The following is a 20,957-nucleotide window of genomic DNA, read 5'->3' on the forward strand; positions in this document are numbered from 1 at the left end:
AATTAAAGCCTCTAATTAAAATATGAATCTATAGTTATCATAAGCAACACTAAAGAAGTGCGGAAGTAAAAATTTACGAAAGAGCATTATGTATACGTATGCTTTGTAGATCTACACTTTGCCACCCTTCTGTTAAGCTTTGCCTCCCTTCCATTACGTTTTGTCGCTCTTTTATTTCTTTTATTTCGTTATCGAATTTTGACATTAGATATTTAACATAACCAGATGTTAATGCTGTTGATGCAGATACAGCTATTGCTGCCGTAACAGATGTTAATGTAATTTCCATTGTCTCGGTTATAAAAAGCGTCGATGTTACAAAATTCCCTAACATGGCAACTAAGCCACCAACAACTACACTACCTTGAACTACTTTATTTTTTAAAAACCCTTTTATACTCTCTACCGTATCTTCTTGGTGATTTATAATGGCATAATACAAAGGAGTTTTCTGCAAACTATCTTTTTTATAAACATCTGCACCTCTGTCTAGTAGAGCATCTACTATCTCTAAATAGCCATTTTTAGCAGCATAATGCAAAGGAGTACTACCATTTCTATCTTTTACATGAACACTTGCGCCTTCAGCTAACAGAGCATCTACTACCTCTACATGGTTACTTAAAGTAGCATAATGCAAAGGAGCACTACCATTTTCATCTTTTACATTAATATCTGCACCTGTTTTTAGTAGAACATTTACTACATCTATGAATTTATATATAGTAGCATAATGTAAAGGAGTACGACCATTTCCATCTTTTATATTAACACCTGCACCTCTCTTTAGTAGAGCATTTACTACATCTATGAGTTCATATATAGTAGCATAATGCAAAGGAGTACTACCACTTCTGTCTTTTACATTAACATCAGCACCTTTTTTTAGTAGAGCATTTACTACACCTACACATCTACTATAAACGGCATGATGCAAAGCAGTCTCTCTATTTTCATCTTCTACATGAACATCCGCATGCCTATCTAATAAAACATTCACTAAATCCTTACAGCTAGATGCTGCAGCTGCAATTAATAATGTAAATTCGGCATCAGGATCACTTTGGATGAATGTATGATTTATACTAAAATTTTTATTTTCCCACTCTTGATACGCTATTGTATCTTCCCTTCGCAATACCTCTTTTATTTTATTAATTACGTTATCTTTATTTACACTTGCATCTTTATCAATTGCACTTAATATCTTTTTCAGATTTTCAAAATTCATCTTTACCTCCTATAACTTTACGTTGCAGTTACTACACAATTACAAACAAAAGTAAACACATTTTTGTAAATTATTTAGAAAAAGAATCCATTAAAAAAGTCAGTGATTTGCAATAAATAACTGATCCATTTAATTGAAAGAAATATGTGATGTAACTATAGTCATTATAAACAACAATAGAAAAAACACGGAAGTAAAAAATTTATACTGATCTTATCATATTTATTATTAGCATAATTATAAACATGGGAAAGCAAATACAAGTCAACTTATCTAAAAAAATAGTGAGAGGGTCTTATCTGGCGCAAAATGGATGGCCAACCTTAGTGAAAATTATTTTGCATCATTGAATAATAACAGCATTAAACCAGCCAGCTCTATAAGAAAACTAATAGAGGCTTTTTTACTTGTTCCAATTATTACATCCAGTGCTATTACACTAGCATGTACCTATTTTTTTCTGAATGCAGTGAGTATTCAAAAATATGATTGCAGCTTTGAATAAGGGAAAAATTATGGCGCCTATGATTTTTGAAGGCTATTGCGATACAGACGTTTTTAATAGCTAGTTCAAGCTTTTTGCTGGGTGATTTTGGATAATGCAACTTTTCATAGAAAATAAGTGACTTTGTTAAAAGTGTCGGTGCTGAAGTTATATATCTGCCTCCATATTCTCCTGATTTTAATCAAACCATTGGTTTGTTATAAAAAATTTAGCCAGAAAGAATATTCAGCTATTCGAACTATTAGAAAAAGAGCTATAATTATAGACTCCGTATACACTATAACTAGACTTTTTTTTAAGAGGAATGATACACAAGTTAGTACTAAGACACTAAACAGTTTTCAAAAATGAAAATTATACCTTAAAGCTGATTTTCATACAGTTCTTGCAAGCGATAGCACTCCCACTTCTCTGGCACCAGAGTTTAAAATTTCCTGAGAGCAAGACCTTGCGGTTGCGCCAGTTGTTACTACATCATCAACCAATATCACGATTTTGTTTTTGATAATTTCGCTGTTACTTACTTTAAAAGTATTTTTCAAATTTTTTTCACGCTGTTTAAGTGAAAGACCAGCTTGAGGTTTGGTGTGACGAATACGTTTTATTGCAAATGGTGTATAAGATAAATTAGATAACTTACTTAATTCCTTCGCGAGCAATGCTGCTTGATTATATTTACGTTTAAATAAGCGTATTTTATGTAGCGGTATGGGAACTATGACCTCTGCATTTTGAAACATGTCTTTGTTAGCTTTGTACATCCACTTTGCATAGACTTTCACATAATTTAAATTATCAAAAAATTTAAAATTTATAATCATATTTTTGCTATGTTCATCATAAGCAAAAACTGATCTTAATACTTTAAATGGTGAAGGGTTACTGATGCATTTACCACATGTATCAATGTTATCTGGAATTACTACACCACAAACATTACAGTAATGCTTAGTTAAAAAATTGATTTTTTTATTGCATTCACTACATAAATCATAACTTTTATCAATTATACGTTCACAACTTACGCATACGTTTGGAAATATGAGATCTGTAGCTTTTTTTAATAAGAGAAGATTCATGAATTAAATATGTTAGGTATACCTTTTAAAATGCTCCTCATAACCTAATTATTAAGAAATAGTCGATACTTGATCCAATAAATATGTTTTAAGATACTTGCCTGTAACGCTTTTTGGAGTCTGTGCAACTTTTTCTGGAGTTCCTACAGCAACCACTTCGCCACCTTTTACTCCACCCTCTGGACCAATATCTATTATGTAATCAGCAGTTTTTATAACATGTAAATTGTGCTCAATAACTATAACAGTATTTCCTAAATCAACTAGCCTATGGAGTATTTTCAGTAAATTATTTACATCTTCAAAATGTAACCCAGTTGTTGGCTCATCGAGAATATACAATGTTTTCCCGGTAAATCGCTTTGATAGTTCCTTAGACAGCTTTATTCGTTGTGCTTCACCCCCGGACAACGTTGTTGACGACTGTCCAAGCGTTATATAGCCAAGCCCTACTTCCTGTAAAGAAATCAACTTTTCCTTTATCATTGGAAGATTTTCAAAAAAGTCACATGCTTGATCTATTGTCATATCAAGCACATCAGAAATTGATTTTCCCTTGTAAGTAACTTCCAATGTTTCTCGGTTATACCTCTGTCCTCTACATTGCTCACATTTCACATAAACATCCGGTAGGAAATGCATCTCGATCTTTAAATGCCCATCACCTTTACAAGCTTCACATCTTCCTCCCCTGGTATTAAATGAAAATCGGCCTATATTGTAACCTCGTGCCTTCGACTCTGGGAGACCTGCAAACCAATTTCTGATGTGAGTAAACATACCAACATATGTTGCTGGATTTGATGCTGGGGTCCTACCAATTGGCGATTGATCAACTTCTATAATTTTATCTATATACTCAAGGCCTTCTATTTTGTCGCATTGACCATGCCTTGCAGATGAATGATTTATCTTGTGTGCTGAGTATTTATATAATGTTTCTATCACTAAACTTGATTTCCCTCCTCCTGATATTCCAGTAACACAAATAAAATTCCCTATAGGAAATTCAACATTTATATTTTTTAAGTTGTTCTCACAAGCATTAACTACCTTTATGAACTGAGTTGCTTGCTTTCTTCTTTTTGAAATTGAAATTTCCTTCTTTCCACTTAAATACTGTCCTGTTATGCTCCCTGAATTTTTTTGTACCTGATCTGGTGTTCCTTCTGCAACAACTTTTCCTCCGTTTACACCAGCTCCAGGACCAATATCAATCACATAATCAGCAGCCATTATTGTGTCTTCATCATGTTCAACAACAATCACAGTATTACCCATGTCTCTCAGATTTTTAAGTGTGGCAATTAATCGATCATTATCACATTGATGAAGGCCAATTGAGGGTTCGTCAAGCACGTATAGCACTCCTGTTAAACCAGAGCCAATTTGCGAAGCAAGCCTGATCCTCTGGCTTTCACCACCAGAAAGAGTGCTAGATTCACGGTCAAGTGTAAGGTAATTTAGCCCTACATTCTTTAAAAATGTCAGCCTTTTGATTATTTCGTTTAATATTTTATTTGAAATTTGCTTATGTTGTTCTGTGAGCTTGTCTGGCAAATTTTCAAACCAATCAAGGGATTCATCGACGCTGAGCCCTGATATTTCACCTATGTGTTTTTCATCAATTTTCACTGTAAGTGCTTCTTTTCTCAATCTATAGCCAGCACATTCTTTGCAGTCAGTAACAGAACAATACCTATCAATAAGTGATGCATCGTAATCCATCTGGCGTTCTAGGATACTGACCAAACCTTGAAATTTCATTTCTCTAGAGCCAAAAAGTATTAAATCCTTCACTTTTTGGTCTATATTCTTCCACGGAACATCAAGACTAAATTTGCAATTTTCAGCCAGTGACAGAATTGCATTTTTTAGCAATCCATAGTTTGTATGCACTTGACGGAATATTGATCCAATTGGCTTTAAAGCACCTTCAGATATCGAGAGCGTTTCATCTGGCACTATTAGCTTTGCATCAACACTTAGCTTTTTACCGAGCCCATTGCATGAACTGCATGCACCGTAGGGGCTGTTAAAAGAAAACAATCTTGGCTCTATTTCTTCAAGAGTAAAGCCAGACTCAGGACATGCAAAATTCTCTGAGAAAGTTAAAGTTTGACCATTTTTATACTCGGAATTGTGGTTATCAGGTAAGTTAACTATTTCTGCATACATTAAGCCATGGGCAAGTCTCAATGCTGATTCTATACTGCTTGGTAGTCGATTTCCTATATCATCTGATATGGACACTCTATCTGCAATCACAAAAATATCATGTTTCTTGTTTTTATCGAGCTTAGGCAAGTCATCTATATCACATATTTCACCGTTTATTTTTAGTCTTACGTAACCCTGCTTTTTAATTTCCAGTATCTCTTTTAGATGCTCTCCCTTTCTACCACGTACAATAGGAGCAATTATATATACTTTAGTTTCTAAAGGTAATGCTGTAATAGTATCTACAATTTGAGATACAGTCTGTTTCGTTATTGGCAATCCAGTTGCGGGTGAGTAAGGAATGCCTATTCGCGCATATATTAAGCGTAGATAGTCATAAATTTCAGTAACGGTTCCAACAGTTGATCTTGGATTTTTTGAGATCGATTTTTGGTTAATTGATATTGCAGGAGAGAGGCCTGTGATCGATTCAACGTCAGGTTTATCTTGAATATTAAGAAATTGACGTGCATAAGCCGATAGACTTTCGACGTATCGGCGTTGGCCTTCTGCATAAATCGTATCGAATGCGAGGCTAGACTTACCAGAACCACTTAGTCCAGTTATAACAACTAACTTATTTTTTGGTATATTGACATCAATACCCTGCAAATTATGCTCTCTTGCACCTTTAACTCTGATCATACTTCATGTACCTTTGACCATTACAGCCTCAAAATACATAAACTTACAACAACTTTCTACTAATTTTTTCAACTATTACGGAAAACGAAGTAGCACAACTAGTGCAAAACATTTTGCCATACAACTATATAAACATCTGTTTTCGCCAAGTTAGTTCGTACAACAAATGGTGTCATAAAAGTATGTTTTCTACAATCTCATCAAAAACATGCTTACCAATTTTTGGAAACAGGAAATTTTATTTTATATAAAATATAGAATTTTGATAAATTTAACTTTTTTGTGAGATTATGCAGCGATAAAAATAAATTTAGAGGGAAAGGTTATGGTAATAGAGAAGGAGAAGTTTTTTGAAATAATAAATGAGGTAGGTAAGAGTGAGGGTTTGAATAAGGATAATTTGCTTAAAAGAATAGAAAGTAAGTTAAGAGATGTTAACTCAGAATTATATAGGAATTATAACGATTTGAAAGTAGATAAGATGTTCGGTATTCTTGATTCAGGCAAAATTGTAAATTACACATTGCTACATTTTGCTGTAGAATGTAACAGTGTACTAATAGTAAAACTCCTACTAGAAAAGGGAGTAAAAGTTATTAATGAGCCAATACGTGAACTTGATGGAGTTAAGTCTAAGTTAACTGCTTTGCACATTGCTGCTTCGCGTGGTCATCAAGAGGTAATACAGCTTTTATTGGATGCTGGGGCAAATCCTCTATTAAAAAATAGTGAAGACAAAACTCCAAGAGCTATGGTTTGTAATATGCAAAATGGAGATATCATAATAAAAATGTTAGAGACAGGAGAACAACTTTATGCTGATGCGAGAGGAAAAGCTAGTGGAAGATATTCTTTATTGCAGCCTAATAATGAAGCTTCAGAAGACTACAGAAATGATGAACAGACTTCTTCAGACTCAATCATTGAAAACAGTATAAACAAAGTAGGTGATACATTAGAAAGAGAAGAGGTTCTAAAGTTGCAAGAGGAAGAACAACAAGATGAATCTGAAACTTTAGTTCAATCTATATTAGAAGATGGAGGAGAAATCAATACACGAGATCAGAATGGACGAATCTCTTTACATCATGCTGCTGTATCTAATGACTTAGAGGTGGTAAAATATCTAGTAGAAAATGGAGCAAATGTTAATGCACAAGATAAAGATGGGCGAAGCGTTTTACATTATGCTCCTATACATATGAATATAGAAATAGTAAAGTACCTGATAAAAAAAGGAGCAAATGTTGAAGAAATAGATAAAGATGGAAGGACTCCTTTACATTTTGCTATTGCATGTAGTGATCTAGGAGTAGCAAAATTCCTAATCAAAGAAGGAGCAAATGTTAATGCACAAGATAAAGATGGGCAAAGCATTTTACATTATGCTGCTACACAGGACAATATAGAAATAGTAAAGTACCTGATAAAAAAAGGAGCAGATGTTGAAGTGCAAGATGGCCAGAAACGGTATCCATCAGATATTGCTAACATGAATAATTGTACCAAAATAGCAGAATTTCTTCAAGAAGCAATCAAGAATAAAAGGAATTTAAAGAAGAAGAAAAAAACTAGATCAACAGAAGGAGGAACAACTAGAAGCAATGATCAGCTAAATTTGAGCAATGGCAGTAATGACAAAGTGAAGATGTTAGGAGTTCAGTCATTAAAAGAAGAGCGAAAAGAACTAACAAGATTAAAGAATTGCATTGTTGAACATGAGAATAGGTTAGAAGTACTTGATAAACTAAGTGAAGAGAATCAATCACTAAAACAACAAATACAAGATCTAAAAAGTAAAAATACAACACTTAATAGTGAATTAAGCAAAACCAAAGCAAATAAAGTATTACTAGAAAAAACAGAAAAAAGACAACTGTCTTTCTTAAAAGTTGCTTCTGTAAACCTTGTAACCATGTTGACAGTAGGTGTTATCTTTAGTGTAGCTTTCCAATTACCAATTCTATCAATGATTGCAATTTCTGTGATGTCTTCATTGATAGTCGGTGGAGTTACATACGCACTATCACCGCAACCTACTGAATTAAAAGAAGTAAGTATTCAATGCTCAATGCAACATGATGCTTGTAAAACTTAACTTGTGCGCTTCCTGGTAATTTTGATATAGTTATTTCAGTTGAAATTTACAGATTTACAAATGGCAAGCTTAAGTGTAAGAGAAGCGTTATGCACGGCAATCAGAGAAGAAATGCAAAATGACCCTGATGTATTTATCATGGGTGAAGAGGTTGCAGAGTATGATGGTGCTTATAAAGTAACAAAAGGATTACTGAAAGAGTTCGGAGAAAATAGGGTAGTTGATACACCTATTACCGAACATGGATTTGTTGGTCTTGCTGTTGGAGCAGCATTTGCTGGACTTAGGCCAATAGTGGAGTTTATGACTTTTAATTTTTCTATGCAGGCTATCGACCAAATTGTGAATTCCGCAACAAAAACAAATTATATGTCGGGTGGACAACTTGGATGCCCTATAGTATTTCGTGGACCAAATGGAGCTGCAGCAAGAGTTGCTGCACAACATTCTCAGTGCTTTGCATCTTGGTATTCGCATGTTCCAGGGTTGAAAGTAATAGCACCTTACTTTGCCTCCGATTGCAGAGGTCTGCTTAAAGCTGCAATTCGTGACCCTAATCCGGTAATATTTCTAGAAAACGAGATCGCTTATGGACATGAGCATGAAGTTCCTGACTCTGAGCTATCAAATAAAGATTATCTACTTGAGATAGGCAAAGCTGCTGTTATACGGGAAGGAAAGGATGTAACTATCACTGCTTTTTCATTGAAACTAATGGATGCGTTAAATGCGGCAGATTTACTCTCTAGTGAAGGAATAGAAGCTGAAGTTATCGACCTCAGAACCTTAAGACCACTTGACACTGAAACAGTTATTAACTCTATTAAGAAGACCAATAGATTAGTAAGCATAGAAGAAGGTTGGCCATTTGCAGGAATAGGAGCAGAACTCTCAGCCATGATTATGGAACAAGGATTTGACTACCTTGACGCTCCGGTTGTACGGGTAACCGGCAAGGATGTCCCCTTACCTTATGCTGCAAACCTAGAAAAGAAAGCATTACCACAAGTGGAAGATATAGTTGAAGCTGTGCACCAAGTCTGCTTTAGAAAGAAATAGTCCTATTGACTCTTTTTTTTATCTCCCGTTCCACATTCTTCCATAAAAGAGGCATTTGTAGAGTTTATACCACCCATTACTTTTATGACAATAGTTTTAGCGCCAAAAAACACAGCGCAAAATACACCGAGGGCGAAAAGAGCAGGCCACGGCATTCTACCAAATATTGCAAGTAAAGCTGCTCCTATTATCACTACGGTCATAAGCGGTCCACCTATTCCCCAAACGTAGCCAATAATATTACATATTACTTGAGCAGTTGTATCGTCATTAGAGTTAGCAGCACTTCCAACATGAGAAAAAGAAATAAATAATACTATAAGTAGAATACAAAAAACCTTTCTAATTGTAGGGTTCATCCCTATACCTTAAGTTTAAATACTATAATTATATCTAAAATAGTATAATTTTTAGTAAAACTAGCATTGTGATTTATACAATATTGCATAGCAAATGATGTCTATTGGTTATCAATCACTGTCAATTACTTGAGAGCTTATTTCGACTTTCGAAAAAGAGCAATAACACCCATGAGTAAAATTTCACATTACCACTTTTATGTGTTATGATAAGCTTAAATTTATAAAGAAAATAAAATTGAAAGAATTGAGAGAGAACCGGATAGCAAGAACGAGAAAGTTTTTATCTTCACTGTTTTTTTTGCTACTAATTGCGCTATCAATACGTAGTTTTTTATTTGAGCCATTTCATATTCCTTCTGGTTCAATGAAAAGCACTCTACTTGAGGGAGATTATATTTTTACTAGTAAATATTCATATGGTTATAGTAAACACTCTTTTCCATTTTCTCCAAACATCTTTAGCGGTAGAATCTTTTATACCCCTCCGGAGCGTGGTGATATAATAGTTTTCAAGCCTACAAGAAATGACAGCATTAGATTTGTTAAGCGGGTAATAGGAATACCGGGCGATAAAGTGCAAATGATAGAGGGGGAGTTATATTTAAATGATCAGAAAGTAAAACGAAGACAAATTGAAAATTTTTTTGATTATGAGTCAAAGCGTAATATAGCAAGATACATCGAAACACTCCCGAGCGGCAAGGAGCATGAAATTCTAATAGATAATCTTTCTAATAAGTTATCATACAATACTCCAGTTTATTATGTGCCTGATGATCAATTTTTTGTTATGGGAGACAATAGAAATAATTCTTTTGATAGCAGGTTTTCTGAAATTGGGTTAATACCAACTGAAAATATAGTTGGACGCGTAAGCATGGTTGGTTTATCGTTTAAATTAGGCAAAGTTGATTGGTTGCCGTTTGATTTTAGGTTACCTATTGCTCTGAGATTTGACAGGGTACTTCACAAAGTTGTATGAACTCTATCTGTCTGCTGATTCGCATAATTCTAAAGCAGAGTTTTCTAACTCAGAGATAGCATTATTAATGTTGTCTAAGTCATTTTCCTGTAAAGCGTCTTTTGCGTTCTGTAGTAAAATTTTTAACTTTTGCTCAGTAGAAACATTTTCAACTAGATGTATGAGCTTGTTACCGTTAATTTTAGCCTCTGCAAGGGAACGAGCCTTCATGTCTTCATCAAAGTTACTTACTGACTGATTGACCATATCTTGAATATCTTCTTCATTTAAGCCAGAGCTTGAATTTATTTTAACTGTCTGTTCGACTCCAGTAGTTTTTTCTCTTGCAGTGACAGTCAATATTCCATCAATGCTAACTGTAAATCCTATTTCAACTTTTGCAGAACCTGCAGGCAATTGTGGTATACCTTTGAGTTCAAATCGTGCTAGAGATTTATTATCTTTTATCATTTCACGTTCTCCTTGACAAACGTGAATTTTCATTGCTGTTTGCCCGTTAGCGTAAGTTGTAAACTCTTTTATTTCTGAAACTGGTAGTGGTGTATTTCTTGGTATAATTTTTTCAACTATTCCCCCCATAGTTTCTATGCCAAGTGATAAAGGCAGCACATCAAGGAGAATACTCCTATCTTTTGAGTTTGAAGTTAAATAATGAGCCTGCAAAGCTGCCCCATTGGCAACTGCTTTGTCCGGATCCACATCATTCAGCACTTTATTGCCAAAGAGTTTGATTAGTGAATTTTGCACTAATGGCACTCTAGTTGCGCCACCAACTAAAATTACCCCTTTTATATCATCGATTTTAAGATCTATGTTGCTTATAGTACGAGTAACTATATTTATAGTCTTATTAACCAAAGGACTGATTGCTTGCTCGAATTCTTCTTTGGTAATTTTGCACTTAAATAATTCACCATTGATGCTGAATTCAAAAGTGCCAGAGGTATCTTCACTTAGGTACTCTTTTATAGCACGTATATTGCAGATACCAGTTTTAGTGTATGAATGTTGTAATTTGTAGGTAGTTGTATCAGATGGTGCAGTGCTTGACACTGGAATCCAGTTCTTATTATATAACTTTCTGGTGTGTTCAATTGCAATCAAACTTTCTGGATCCCAGACTGGGATGACACTAGAGCATTTTTTATTTAAACCTACCTGTTCTCTATACTTTTCAAGCACGATTAAACTAAGTAGATGATCAAAATCATCACCACCAAGTTTAGTATCACCACCAACTGCAAGAACTTGAAACACTCCTTGATGTAATTTTAATATTGAAATGTCAAATGTTCCACCACCGAGGTCATAAACTGCATATATGCCACTGTTATTGTTCTTTTCAATGGAGTAAGAAAGTGCTGCAGCGGTTGGTTCATTAATGAGGCGAAGAACATCTATGCCAGCTAATTTTGCTGCATATTTGGTTGCGTTACGTGCTGAATCATCAAAATAAGCTGGTACAGTAATCACTGCTTTGTTAACTTTCATCCCTGTGAATTTTTTTACCCTCTTGCATAGAGTTTTTAGTATCTCAGCAGAGATCTCAATAGGAGTGAGATACTTTTCTTCTGAGCATTTTACCCTAATAACTTTTTCACTTTCGTTATCTATTTCACAATTGATACCTTCTTTATGCAAGTCTTTAACACTTTTACCCATTAAGCGTTTTATAGAGCAGATAGCGTTTTCGCCAACATCGTAGCCTACTTTTAGTACATCCTTTTCATATGAAATGACAGAAGGTAATAGTTCACGACCTTGCTCATCTTTAAATATTTCTACATTGCCAGCTTTATTTACCATGGCAATTAAAGAGTTAGTAGTTCCAAGATCTATACCAAAAACTACCTCATTTGAACTTGGTTCAGAAATTTGAACTGGCCGCATTTTCCTTTATCTCCTCAAATGACTTATATAAATATCTCAATCTAAAAACTTGCGTAGCAACTTCATCAAAATTTTTTGTAGCAAAAGCATTAATTAGGTTTTTAGTACAATCTTTTACCTTTTCATCAATCATCCTACTTGCAAATTGTAAATCATCGCAGTCTAGAAAGTATTCTCTTATTTCCATTGATTCATTTAATATTTCAGGATCAAGATGCTCTTTTTTGCTTTTTACGTCAAAAAGATCCAACAAATGTTCGGCACGCTTTAGCGGTGACTTCAGTACCTGATAAGCTTTGTTGATATTTTCCATACTTTTGGACTCTCTTTCATTTATATCAGTTTTGCTTAGCTCAATATATTTTTTCTCCAGCTCATCAAAGCTGATGTTAAAAGCCGGTTCAATTCCAAATAATGTGAAATGGTTGCTAGACATGAAAACTCTCTCCACAACCACATTTTCCTTTCTCATTAGGATTTTTGAAAATAAAACCTGATGAGAATTTTTCCTCTACATAATCCATTTCAGAGCCAAGGATAAACATGATAGATTTTGGATCGATCAGCACCTTGACTTTTTGATCATCACTGCAGCTTTCTTCAATTACCGACTCCAAAGGACGAACATCATATGCATACTCAATATCATATTTTAAACCAGAGCATCCTTTTTGCTTAATTAGAACTCTTATTCCTATTGCTTCTTCAAGGTTAGCATGCTTCTTTTTGTCCAATAAAAACCTTACCCTCTCTACTGCATTTGCGGTTAGAGTGATAGGTTTTTTAACAGAATTTACTCCTTGAAATTCACTCATATTCCTCAATGTTTTTGTTTATTTTGATAATCATGAATAGCAGCTTTTATAGCATCCTCAGCAAGTACTGAACAGTGTATCTTTACTGGCGGCAAAGACAATTCTTCCACTATTTGAGTATTCTTTATCTTTGTTACATTCTCAATAGTTTTTCCTTTGATCATTTCTGTAAGCAAAGAACTTGAAGCTATAGCAGAACCACAACCAAAAGTTTTAAATTTTGCGTCTTCAATAACACCTTTATCGTTGACCTTTATTTGCAGTTTCATTACATCTCCGCATGATGGTGCACCAACTAAACCAGTACCAACATTTGGATCATTTTTATCCAGAGAACCAACATTCCTTGGATTTTCGTAATGATCTAAAATTTTCTCATTATAACTCATAGAACTACCCGTAAACCATTACTTACATTATAACATATTTAGGTTAAAAACTAAAGTAAAATACACTAGCAAGCAGTACATTTTACTCACAAAATATATAGGTTACGAGTGTATTTACTTTACAAATACATATAGTGCATGTCATTCTTTATATGGTAATTTTGAAAGGAGTATTTCTTGAGTTTATTCAGTAATCTTTATCAAGGACTATTAAAAACCTCCTCCCGTTTTAGTGGTGGAGTAAAAAATATTTTTTCTGGCAAAAAAAAATTAGATCAGTCGCTTTTAGATGATCTGGAAGAGCTGCTGATTAGCATGGATATAGGTCATAAAACTTCTAGATTGCTTATTGATAAGCTCGCAAGTATCAAATTTGAATCAGAAGTTGAGCATAGCGTTATCACACAGCAGTTAATGAGCGAAATAGAGTCGATATTAAACCCTGTAGTGCAGCCGCTCATTTTGAATAAAAAACCACACATAATAATGGTGTGCGGAGTGAATGGTAATGGAAAAACTACAACTATAGGTAAACTTGCCTATAAATATAAGGAAAAAGGGAAATCCGTTATGCTTGTTGCGTGCGACACATTCAGAGCTGCTGCGAGTGAGCAACTAAATATTTGGGCAGAACGTTCTGATTGCTCTATTGTTACTGGAGAGCACGGTAGCGATTCTGCAAGTGTGGCATATAGAGCTGTAAGTCAAGCGATAAAAGATAGCGTTGATGTTGTTTTAATTGATACAGCAGGAAGGCTACAAAACAATGTAAATCTCATGCAAGAGCTGTCAAAAATACATAGAACGATAAAGAAATTGGATGATACTGCTCCTCATGATGTTATTTTAGTTCTTGATGGAACTACTGGCCAAAATGCTTATAGCCAATTAGAGGCCTTTAGTAAAATGGTTGGTGTTACCGGGTTAATTGTAACAAAGCTAGATGGTACTGCCAAAGGTGGAGTAGTGATTGGGCTTGCAGAAGCTTATAAGGTAAAATTACACGCTATAGGAATTGGTGAAAGTATAGAAGACCTGAGGGAATTTACTGGCAAAGAGTTTGCTGAAGCGCTGTTTAAATGTGATTGAAGATTTCCTTTAACTTTTTCATATGACCAAGCTTCAATTTTTAGATGGTGTCATTCCAGTACTTCCTATCCGAGTAACCTTTTCTTGCCATCCCAGTCTGGGATCCAGATTGCAAGTGGGTTGGGTGAGCCGTTAACGTATAAAAATTACTTCCGCATATTTTCAATCTCATTATAATTACAAATAGAGATATTTTAAGAGCTCAAAATCTATCTTTAGTCTGCAGACTTTTTAATCAAACTTATTAAAAAATGTATTCTTCAGTGTATATCTGTCGTATGTGCACTGCATTTTTTTTCTAACTCTTTTTTACACAGGAGGATTTTATGTCCAGAATTCCAGATACTTGACCTTTACTTTAGCTAAAAACCAACTGGTACCTATGGTTTTAGAAAGTGTAGGAAATAGAAACGTTTCTGTTTTTTGAGTAATTAAAAACCACTTCAGCTTGTCACTCATGCCTAAAAAGCAATTATATTAATGTAATATTGATACTTGTATACCAACATAAATATATTTTAAAAATTTAAGGAGTATATTATGACAATGTCTACCACAAATTAGTGAGAAATTAGCAGCTAGCGCAAAAAGTCTCTTTGATGAGAGCGAAAAATTATTGCTTATAGCAGAGGAAATATATAATCAAGATCCAATGAATTTTTAATTACAGTAAAAACAGTAAAAAAAGAAGCCAGTGTCACCTACTCAGATGACATTATGGAAGCTGGGATGACACCCTTCCCACAAGCAAAATGTTCATGCAGATAATATTTAATTGTGATTGAAGACCTCTTTTAACTCTTTTATATGACCAAGCTTAATTATCTCAATATCATGAGAAGAATAATTGCCATTTTTAGGCATAATCGCTTTTTTAAATCCTAACTTTTGTGCTTCCCTTAGTCTGAGATCAGCATGCGAAACATTTCTAATTTCTCCTGAAAGTGCAACTTCACCGCAGATTATTGAAGAAGTTAGTAGCGGTAAATTTACTAAACTTGAAATAAGGGAAGCAGCAACAGCAAGATCAGCTGATGGTTCCTGTATTTTGAGTCCTCCCGCAATGTTTAGGTATACTTCTTTATCATGCAAAAACATTTTACAACGAGCACTTAGAACCGCGATTATCATAGCTAATCTATTAATATCCCAACCAACTACTGCTCTTCTTGGAGTTGCCATATTAGTCCTTGCTATTAATGCTTGCACTTCCATTAAGATTGGTCTTGAGCCTTCAACTCCTGCAAATACGGCGCTGCCAACTACTTCTCTATCATGTACGGTCAAGAATAATGATGATGGATTATCAACAGGCATGAGTCCTGCTTCAGACATCTCAAAAACACCAATTTCATTTGCAGGGCCAAATCTATTTTTAATAGTGCGTAAAATGCGATATTGATTACTATTTTCACCCTCAAAATATAGTACTGTATCTACCATATGCTCCAGGGTTTTAGGTCCTGCTATTTGTCCATCTTTCGTTATATGGCCAACTATTAAGAGAGAAACACTATATTGCTTTGCAAGAACAGTCAATTCATGAGCGCAGGTACGGACTTGAGTTACAGTTCCTGGTGCTGATGTGACTTTGCTATCATACATAGTTTGTATAGAATCAATTATCAAGAACTTAATACTTTTATTTTTCCTTATTGTTGCTACTACATCAGTTAAAGATACTGTAGATAAAAGCTTAATTTTAGGTTCATTTATCTTAAGACGCTTTGCTCTGAGGCTCACTTGCTCTAAAGATTCCTCGCCAGATACATAAAGACATTCAAAAGAGGAAAGTTGTACAACATTAGCTGCAATCCTAAGCAAAAGAGTAGATTTGCCAATTCCAGGTTCACCACCAATTAAAATGCTAGCACCTTGAACGATACCTCCACCAAAAACTCTATCTAACTCTTCTATTCCTGTTAAAAAACGATCGGGGGTAATAATTTCACTATCTGATAACGCTTTTATTGAAATTGGTGCAGATGTACTTCTCGTTTCTGTTTTTAGTACTATTTCTTCGACAACCGTATCCCAACTGTCACATGCAATACACCTTCCTACCCACCTTCCAGTGCTATGACCGCAGAATTGACATACGTATGCAGTTTTCATAAAAGCCAAAATTATAATTCTAATAAAAATTAGCTAAATAAGTGAAATAAATTTAAATAGAGAAAATTACCAATCACACTTTTTATCTTGTGGTTTTATTTGCAATATTGCTACTAAGCTGACTAATAAGCAAAAAATTACATAAAGCCCAGCAGCAAAGTCTATTTTAGGAAACATTATAGTAAACCCAGTGCATATCATAGGAGTAAATCCACCATGCAGGGCATAAGAAATGTTACGTGATAAACTCACACCACTAAATCTAACATTAGTAGGAAAAAGCTCAGCAGTAACTATCCCTATAGGATTAATACCCCTCTCGATTATAGAAAGAGCCATAACACTCAACATGATTATAAGATAGCTTTTATAGTAATATGCAATAGATAACATAGGACAACATAATACCATTGTTATCACTATAAATAAGATTGCAGTGCGTTCTCTTCCTGTTTTATCAGCTAAAATTCCAAGCATTATTGAAGATATCGGCATTAATATACTGGTTATAATGAGTACAACTTCGTTGACATACGTTGTTACATAAGTTTCAACAGACACTATTTCTTTTGCAATTGTTCTAAGAAATATGGTAAATCCAACAGCAACATTAACAGGTACAGATATTAAAATGGCAAGTATCAGGGCTCTTTTATAGCGTTTTGTAAGCTCTATTATTGGTAAATTAGGTAAATTTCTTTGTTCTCGATTTTTTTCATACACTGGAGTTTCTCCTAGTGTATATATACTATATGCGCTTATTAATCCTAAAATGGCTGAAAAAATAAACGGCAGCCTCCAACCCCAAGCGTTAAAATCAGTGGTTTTTTTACAGATGATCACTGCAACCACAGAGAGCAATATGCCAATAGAGCGACCAAAACTTATTATTCCAAAAAACATTCCTAGTTTTTTCTTATTAGGTAAATGCTCTATGAGATAAACAGAGCTACCTCCTTGCTCAGCGCCAAGTGCAACCCCTTGTATCAGATGGATTGTAAGAAGCAACATAGTAGAGGTTATTCCTATTTTACTATAACTTGGAATAAACGCAACGAGACTAGAAGGAATCGATATTAGCAAGATAGCAATCGTTAACGCCATTCTCCTTCCATACCTATCACCAATGTGACCAAATACAGATGCACCAAGTGGTCTTACCATTGCACCCAGTCCTGCAATTCCAAACAATTGCAATATGCTGTAGTAGATATCTTTTGCATAACAAAATTCTCTACTAATTATATTAACCAGATCAATAAAGAGCATATGGTCATACCATATTGCGATTCTACAGAGTATTGTTGCAATCAATACTCTTGTTTGTTGATTGTACACTTAGTTTAATTTGTAAATGTCTACTTATTTTTATTTTTGCTGCTTTTTAGAACTTTGCAACTCAAGCGTATGGCTTATATGTAAATATTATTAAAATTGGAACTTGCATAACCAGCCAGTCTGGGATCAAATAAAAAAATCTGGTCATCCGCTGGAATGACATGGTGGAATGTGTCATTCCAGTACTCCTTTTCTTGTCATCCCAGTGCTCCGACACTGGGATGACACCTCTCTTAAATTACTTTAGCTACAAATATCAAGAAATTTACCAAGTAGAAAAAAGACAAAAGAAACCCCCTATTAGCTAGCTCTAATCCTGAAAATTGGCCTGTCTTAAACAGCCCGTTTCAGCTTATATGGTTAAAAAACTGGAAGTTTTGTAAAGAAATAAGATGCACATAGTGCAAAAAATTAAAAATAAGACGACAACTGCATTATGCTTTTGTCGTTTAATCTGCACAGACGAAGATAAATAGTATAGCGTTATCCTTATGGTAAGGGAGTTGAAAAAATTTATAAAGCAGGTTCTTTCATTAGTTTTTTTGCGAACATCAAACAATTACTTAGAAAAATTGGAAAGACCATTAAAATATTTTTTTACTTTTTATTCTATATATTTCAACATATTACCTTTAAGTACTAATAATTATGGCATTATTAATAGTTGAGTCGCCAGCAAAGGCAAAGACGATAGGTAAATATTTGAGTAAAGAATTCAAAGTGGCTGCATCTTTTGGCCACGTCAGAGATCTGCCAGCGAAGAATGGTTCTGTTGATCCTGATAATGACTTTGCCATGAAGTATGAGATTATTGAAAAAGCAGAAAAGTATGTAAAAGAGTTAGTCAAGGAAGCTAGTAAAACATCAGATATATACCTTGCAACAGATCCAGACAGAGAAGGGGAAGCAATAGCTTGGAATGTGATAGAGGCACTAAAGGAAAGAAAAGCAATCAATGATGAAAGTAACATTCATAGAGTAGTCTTTAACGAAATAACAAAAAGAGCAGTGCAAGAAGCTATAAAAAATCCACGTGAAATTAATATGGACTTAGTGCGTGCACAGCAAGCACGCAGAGCTTTGGATTATCTAGTTGGATTTAGCTTGTCACCGCTGCTGTGGACAAAATTGTCGGGAAGCAAATCTGCAGGGCGAGTGCAGTCTGTTGCATTAAAGCTTATATGCGAACGAGAAGATGAAATTAGTAAATTTATAACACAGGAGTATTGGAGCATAAAGGCAGAAATGCAAAATAGCAAAGATGAGGCTTTTTTTGCTATGCTAAGCCACTATGACAATAAAAAGCTAGAAAAATTTGATATTAAGAATGAAGAAGAGGCAAAGAACTTAGTCAGGGAGATCGAGTCAAGGCAGTATGCTGTAAGCACAGTAGAACGCAAGCAAGTTAAGAGAAACCCGCTTCCTCCATTTATCACCTCAAGTCTTCAGCAAGATGCAGTGAATAAACTGTATTTTAATGTGAAAAATGTTATGCGAGTAGCGCAAAATTTATATGAAGGTATCAATATTGGTGGTGAAACCGTAGGGTTGATAACTTACATGCGTACAGATGGGTTTCATATTGCAGATGAGGCTATAAACTCAATCAGGGGATCAATTAAGTCATTATATGGTGATAAATATTTACCGCAGTCTCCTCGTAAATATGTAAAAAAGGTCAAAAATGCTCAAGAAGCACATGAAGCAATCCGGCCAACTGATATTAATAGAACACCGGGTAGTATTAAGGATTACTTAACGCCAGAGCAATTTAAATTATACGATTTAATCTGGAAAAGAACCATCGCAAGTCAAATGGAATCGGCGATTCTTGATCAAGTGGTAGTTGAAATTAGTTCTATTGACCAGAAAGTGATTCTGCGAGCAAGTGGATCAAGTATATTCTTTGATGGTTTTTATAAAGTTTATCAAGATAACATAGAAGCCGAAAATGAAGGCCTGCTACCTGCCATGAAGGAAGAGGAAGCGTGCAAGTTGATTTCTGTTGATCCGAAACAGCATTTTACTCAACCGCCACCTCGTTATAGTGAAGCGAGTATAGTAAAAAAAATGGAAGAAGTCGGTATAGGTCGCCCATCAACTTATGCAACAATTATTTCGGTATTACAAGATCGTGAATATGTTTCATTGGATAACAAAAGATTTATTCCAAGCAGCCGCGGTAAGATCGTGACTATATTTTTGGAAACTTTTTTTCAGCGTTGTGTAGAGTATGACTTTACAGCACAAATGGAAGAAAGGCTTGATTCAATCTCAAATGGACATGCAGATTGGAAAAAAGAACTAGGCTATTTTTGGGTGCCATTTTTTAATCATGTAAATTCTGTTAAGCAAATGACACATGATGAGATTTTTAGTGGTATTCATGATTTGGTAGTCAATTGGTTTTGCTCAGAGGAAGGAAAGGAAGAAATAGGTAAAAAATGTCCTAATTGCTCTGGTGGTATATTGAAATTAAATTTTGGAAAAGCCGGTGTGTTTCTTGGATGTTCTAACTATCCTGCATGCAATCATACAAAAGAAATTACGGGCAGTAATGACAATTCAGAATATCCAAAAAGTTTGGGTATAGATGATATGACAGGCCAAGAGGTAATGATCAAAAAAGGTCCTTTTGGACTTTATCTGGAGTTTAATAGTGAGTCAGAAAAGAAAAAAAAGATTTCTGTACCAAAAGATATAAATGTTAATGATATTGATCTAAATACCGCCACTCGATTACTTTCCCTGCCGAAAATAATCGGAGAGCACCCTGAAACTGGAAAAGAAGTAAAAATAGGTCTTGGACGATTTGGGTACTATATTCTCTATGATGGTCGATACTTTTCTCTTAAAAAAAGCTCTAAGGAGGTATTAGACACACAATTAAACGAAGCTATACAAATTATTGAGAGCAGCCCACGCAAAGAGCTAAAATCTCTTGGTTTTAATGAAAAGGGAAAAGAAGTTTTTATCTGCAACGGTAGGTACGGATTCTATATAAAATGCGGTAAAACAAACGTTGCGTTGGGCAAGAATGCAGATATTGAAAGTATAGATCTGAAGAAGGCTTTAGAGTTAATTAAGAATAAAAAGTAGACTTCTTGCATAACCATATGCTTTTTATTGTTGTTCCAGCG

The 20,957-nt window shown here is 34.6% G+C and carries 15 protein-coding genes and 1 pseudogene; 6 read left to right on the plus strand and 10 right to left on the minus strand.

Features of this window, described 5'->3' with window-relative positions; translation table 11 throughout:
- Positions 1-73: 73 nt before the first annotated feature.
- Complete coding sequence (locus MJ631_RS03655) at positions 74-1,231, minus strand: ankyrin repeat domain-containing protein (protein ID WP_052264780.1); 1,158 nt, start codon at positions 1,229-1,231, stop codon at positions 74-76.
- 482 nt (positions 1,232-1,713) lie between these two features.
- On the opposite strand from MJ631_RS03655, the pseudogene MJ631_RS03660 reads away from it, so the two are divergent.
- Positions 1,714-1,995, plus strand: a pseudogene (locus MJ631_RS03660) (transposase); the annotation flags it as partial.
- Positions 1,996-2,110: 115 nt separating this feature from the next.
- Here MJ631_RS03660 and MJ631_RS03665 read toward each other — a convergent pair.
- Together MJ631_RS03665 and uvrA are read right to left on the minus strand one after the other, a co-directional pair.
- Positions 2,111-2,815, minus strand: a complete 705-nt coding sequence (locus tag MJ631_RS03665; protein WP_262986677.1) for a ComF family protein — start codon at positions 2,813-2,815, stop codon at positions 2,111-2,113.
- 51 nt (positions 2,816-2,866) lie between these two features.
- The gene (gene uvrA / locus MJ631_RS03670; protein ID WP_214303497.1) at positions 2,867-5,680 is read right to left on the minus strand and encodes an excinuclease ABC subunit UvrA; all 2,814 of its coding nucleotides are present in this window, start codon (positions 5,678-5,680) and stop codon (positions 2,867-2,869) included.
- Positions 5,681-6,005: 325 nt separating this feature from the next.
- On the opposite strand from uvrA, the gene MJ631_RS03675 reads away from it, so the two are divergent.
- Positions 6,006-7,778 carry an ankyrin repeat domain-containing protein gene (locus tag MJ631_RS03675; RefSeq protein ID WP_262986678.1) on the plus strand — a complete coding sequence of 591 codons (1,773 nt, stop codon included), beginning with the start codon at positions 6,006-6,008 and terminating at the stop codon, positions 7,776-7,778.
- Positions 7,779-7,838: 60 nt separating this feature from the next.
- Positions 7,839-8,837 (plus strand): pyruvate dehydrogenase complex E1 component subunit beta, encoded by a 999-nt coding sequence (locus MJ631_RS03680; protein WP_149168828.1) that lies wholly within the window; start codon positions 7,839-7,841, stop codon positions 8,835-8,837.
- Between the two features lie 2 nt (positions 8,838-8,839).
- Here the strand turns inward: MJ631_RS03680 and MJ631_RS03685 are convergent, their stop codons facing one another.
- Entirely contained in the window at positions 8,840-9,196 is a 357-nt protein-coding gene (locus MJ631_RS03685; protein WP_007302624.1) for a TrbC/VirB2 family protein, read from the minus strand.
- 199 nt (positions 9,197-9,395) lie between these two features.
- Between MJ631_RS03685 and lepB the strand changes: the two genes are divergently transcribed.
- Positions 9,396-10,181: a signal peptidase I gene (gene lepB / locus MJ631_RS03690; RefSeq protein ID WP_007302623.1), complete on the plus strand. Its 786-nt coding sequence runs from the start codon at positions 9,396-9,398 to the stop codon at positions 10,179-10,181.
- Between the two features lie 3 nt (positions 10,182-10,184).
- On the opposite strand, the gene MJ631_RS03695 is transcribed toward lepB, so the two are convergent.
- Genes MJ631_RS03695 through iscU form a run of 4 tightly spaced genes read right to left on the minus strand, consistent with a single transcriptional unit; the run spans position 10,185 to position 13,275 of the window.
- Positions 10,185-12,071 (minus strand): Hsp70 family protein, encoded by a 1,887-nt coding sequence (locus tag MJ631_RS03695; protein WP_214303511.1) that lies wholly within the window; start codon positions 12,069-12,071, stop codon positions 10,185-10,187.
- Positions 12,049-12,507 carry an iron-sulfur cluster co-chaperone HscB C-terminal domain-containing protein gene (locus MJ631_RS03700; protein ID WP_214303510.1) on the minus strand — a complete coding sequence of 153 codons (459 nt, stop codon included), beginning with the start codon at positions 12,505-12,507 and terminating at the stop codon, positions 12,049-12,051. The genes MJ631_RS03695 and MJ631_RS03700 overlap by 23 nt, the downstream gene beginning before the upstream one ends.
- On the minus strand, positions 12,500-12,886 hold the full coding sequence (locus MJ631_RS03705; RefSeq protein WP_006012614.1) for a HesB/IscA family protein: 387 nt from the start codon (positions 12,884-12,886) through the stop codon (positions 12,500-12,502). Before MJ631_RS03705 ends, MJ631_RS03700 begins: the two co-directional genes overlap by 8 nt.
- A 5-nt stretch (positions 12,887-12,891) precedes the next feature.
- Positions 12,892-13,275 carry a Fe-S cluster assembly scaffold IscU gene (iscU, locus tag MJ631_RS03710; protein WP_007302620.1) on the minus strand — a complete coding sequence of 128 codons (384 nt, stop codon included), beginning with the start codon at positions 13,273-13,275 and terminating at the stop codon, positions 12,892-12,894.
- Positions 13,276-13,452: 177 nt separating this feature from the next.
- On the opposite strand from iscU, the gene ftsY reads away from it, so the two are divergent.
- A complete protein-coding gene (ftsY, locus tag MJ631_RS03715; RefSeq protein WP_214303509.1) occupies positions 13,453-14,364 on the plus strand; it encodes a signal recognition particle-docking protein FtsY in 912 nt (303 codons plus the stop codon).
- Positions 14,365-15,135: 771 nt separating this feature from the next.
- Here ftsY and radA read toward each other — a convergent pair.
- Positions 15,136-16,479 carry a DNA repair protein RadA gene (radA, locus tag MJ631_RS03720; protein WP_019236958.1) on the minus strand — a complete coding sequence of 448 codons (1,344 nt, stop codon included), beginning with the start codon at positions 16,477-16,479 and terminating at the stop codon, positions 15,136-15,138.
- A 66-nt stretch (positions 16,480-16,545) separates the two neighbouring features.
- Complete coding sequence (locus tag MJ631_RS03725) at positions 16,546-17,817, minus strand: MFS transporter (protein WP_052264750.1); 1,272 nt, start codon at positions 17,815-17,817, stop codon at positions 16,546-16,548.
- Positions 17,818-18,465: 648 nt separating this feature from the next.
- Between MJ631_RS03725 and topA the strand changes: the two genes are divergently transcribed.
- The gene (gene topA, locus MJ631_RS03730) at positions 18,466-20,916 is read left to right on the plus strand and encodes a type I DNA topoisomerase (RefSeq protein ID WP_019236955.1); all 2,451 of its coding nucleotides are present in this window, start codon (positions 18,466-18,468) and stop codon (positions 20,914-20,916) included.
- The last annotated feature ends 41 nt before the right edge of the window (positions 20,917-20,957 follow it).

This window comes from Wolbachia endosymbiont of Oryzaephilus surinamensis (genome assembly GCF_025617515.1).
Taxonomy (GTDB): Bacteria; Pseudomonadota; Alphaproteobacteria; order Rickettsiales; family Anaplasmataceae; genus Wolbachia.

What these genes read in the sequence shown, in the direction of transcription:
- MJ631_RS03655 (WP_052264780.1), bottom strand. Translation starts at nt 1,231, where the DNA reads ATGAATTTTGAAAATCTGAAAAAGATATTAAGTGCAATTGATAAAGAT.
- MJ631_RS03665 (WP_262986677.1), bottom strand. Translation starts at nt 2,815, where the DNA reads ATGAATCTTCTCTTATTAAAAAAAGCTACAGATCTCATATTTCCAAAC.
- uvrA (WP_214303497.1), bottom strand. Translation starts at nt 5,680, where the DNA reads ATGATCAGAGTTAAAGGTGCAAGAGAGCATAATTTGCAGGGTATTGAT.
- MJ631_RS03675 (WP_262986678.1), top strand. Translation starts at nt 6,006, where the DNA reads ATGGTAATAGAGAAGGAGAAGTTTTTTGAAATAATAAATGAGGTAGGT.
- MJ631_RS03680 (WP_149168828.1), top strand. Translation starts at nt 7,839, where the DNA reads ATGGCAAGCTTAAGTGTAAGAGAAGCGTTATGCACGGCAATCAGAGAA.
- MJ631_RS03685 (WP_007302624.1), bottom strand. Translation starts at nt 9,196, where the DNA reads ATGAACCCTACAATTAGAAAGGTTTTTTGTATTCTACTTATAGTATTA.
- lepB (WP_007302623.1), top strand. Translation starts at nt 9,396, where the DNA reads ATGTGTTATGATAAGCTTAAATTTATAAAGAAAATAAAATTGAAAGAA.
- MJ631_RS03695 (WP_214303511.1), bottom strand. Translation starts at nt 12,071, where the DNA reads ATGCGGCCAGTTCAAATTTCTGAACCAAGTTCAAATGAGGTAGTTTTT.
- MJ631_RS03700 (WP_214303510.1), bottom strand. Translation starts at nt 12,507, where the DNA reads ATGTCTAGCAACCATTTCACATTATTTGGAATTGAACCGGCTTTTAAC.
- MJ631_RS03705 (WP_006012614.1), bottom strand. Translation starts at nt 12,886, where the DNA reads ATGAGTGAATTTCAAGGAGTAAATTCTGTTAAAAAACCTATCACTCTA.
- iscU (WP_007302620.1), bottom strand. Translation starts at nt 13,275, where the DNA reads ATGAGTTATAATGAGAAAATTTTAGATCATTACGAAAATCCAAGGAAT.
- radA (WP_019236958.1), bottom strand. Translation starts at nt 16,479, where the DNA reads ATGAAAACTGCATACGTATGTCAATTCTGCGGTCATAGCACTGGAAGG.
- topA (WP_019236955.1), top strand. Translation starts at nt 18,466, where the DNA reads ATGGCATTATTAATAGTTGAGTCGCCAGCAAAGGCAAAGACGATAGGT.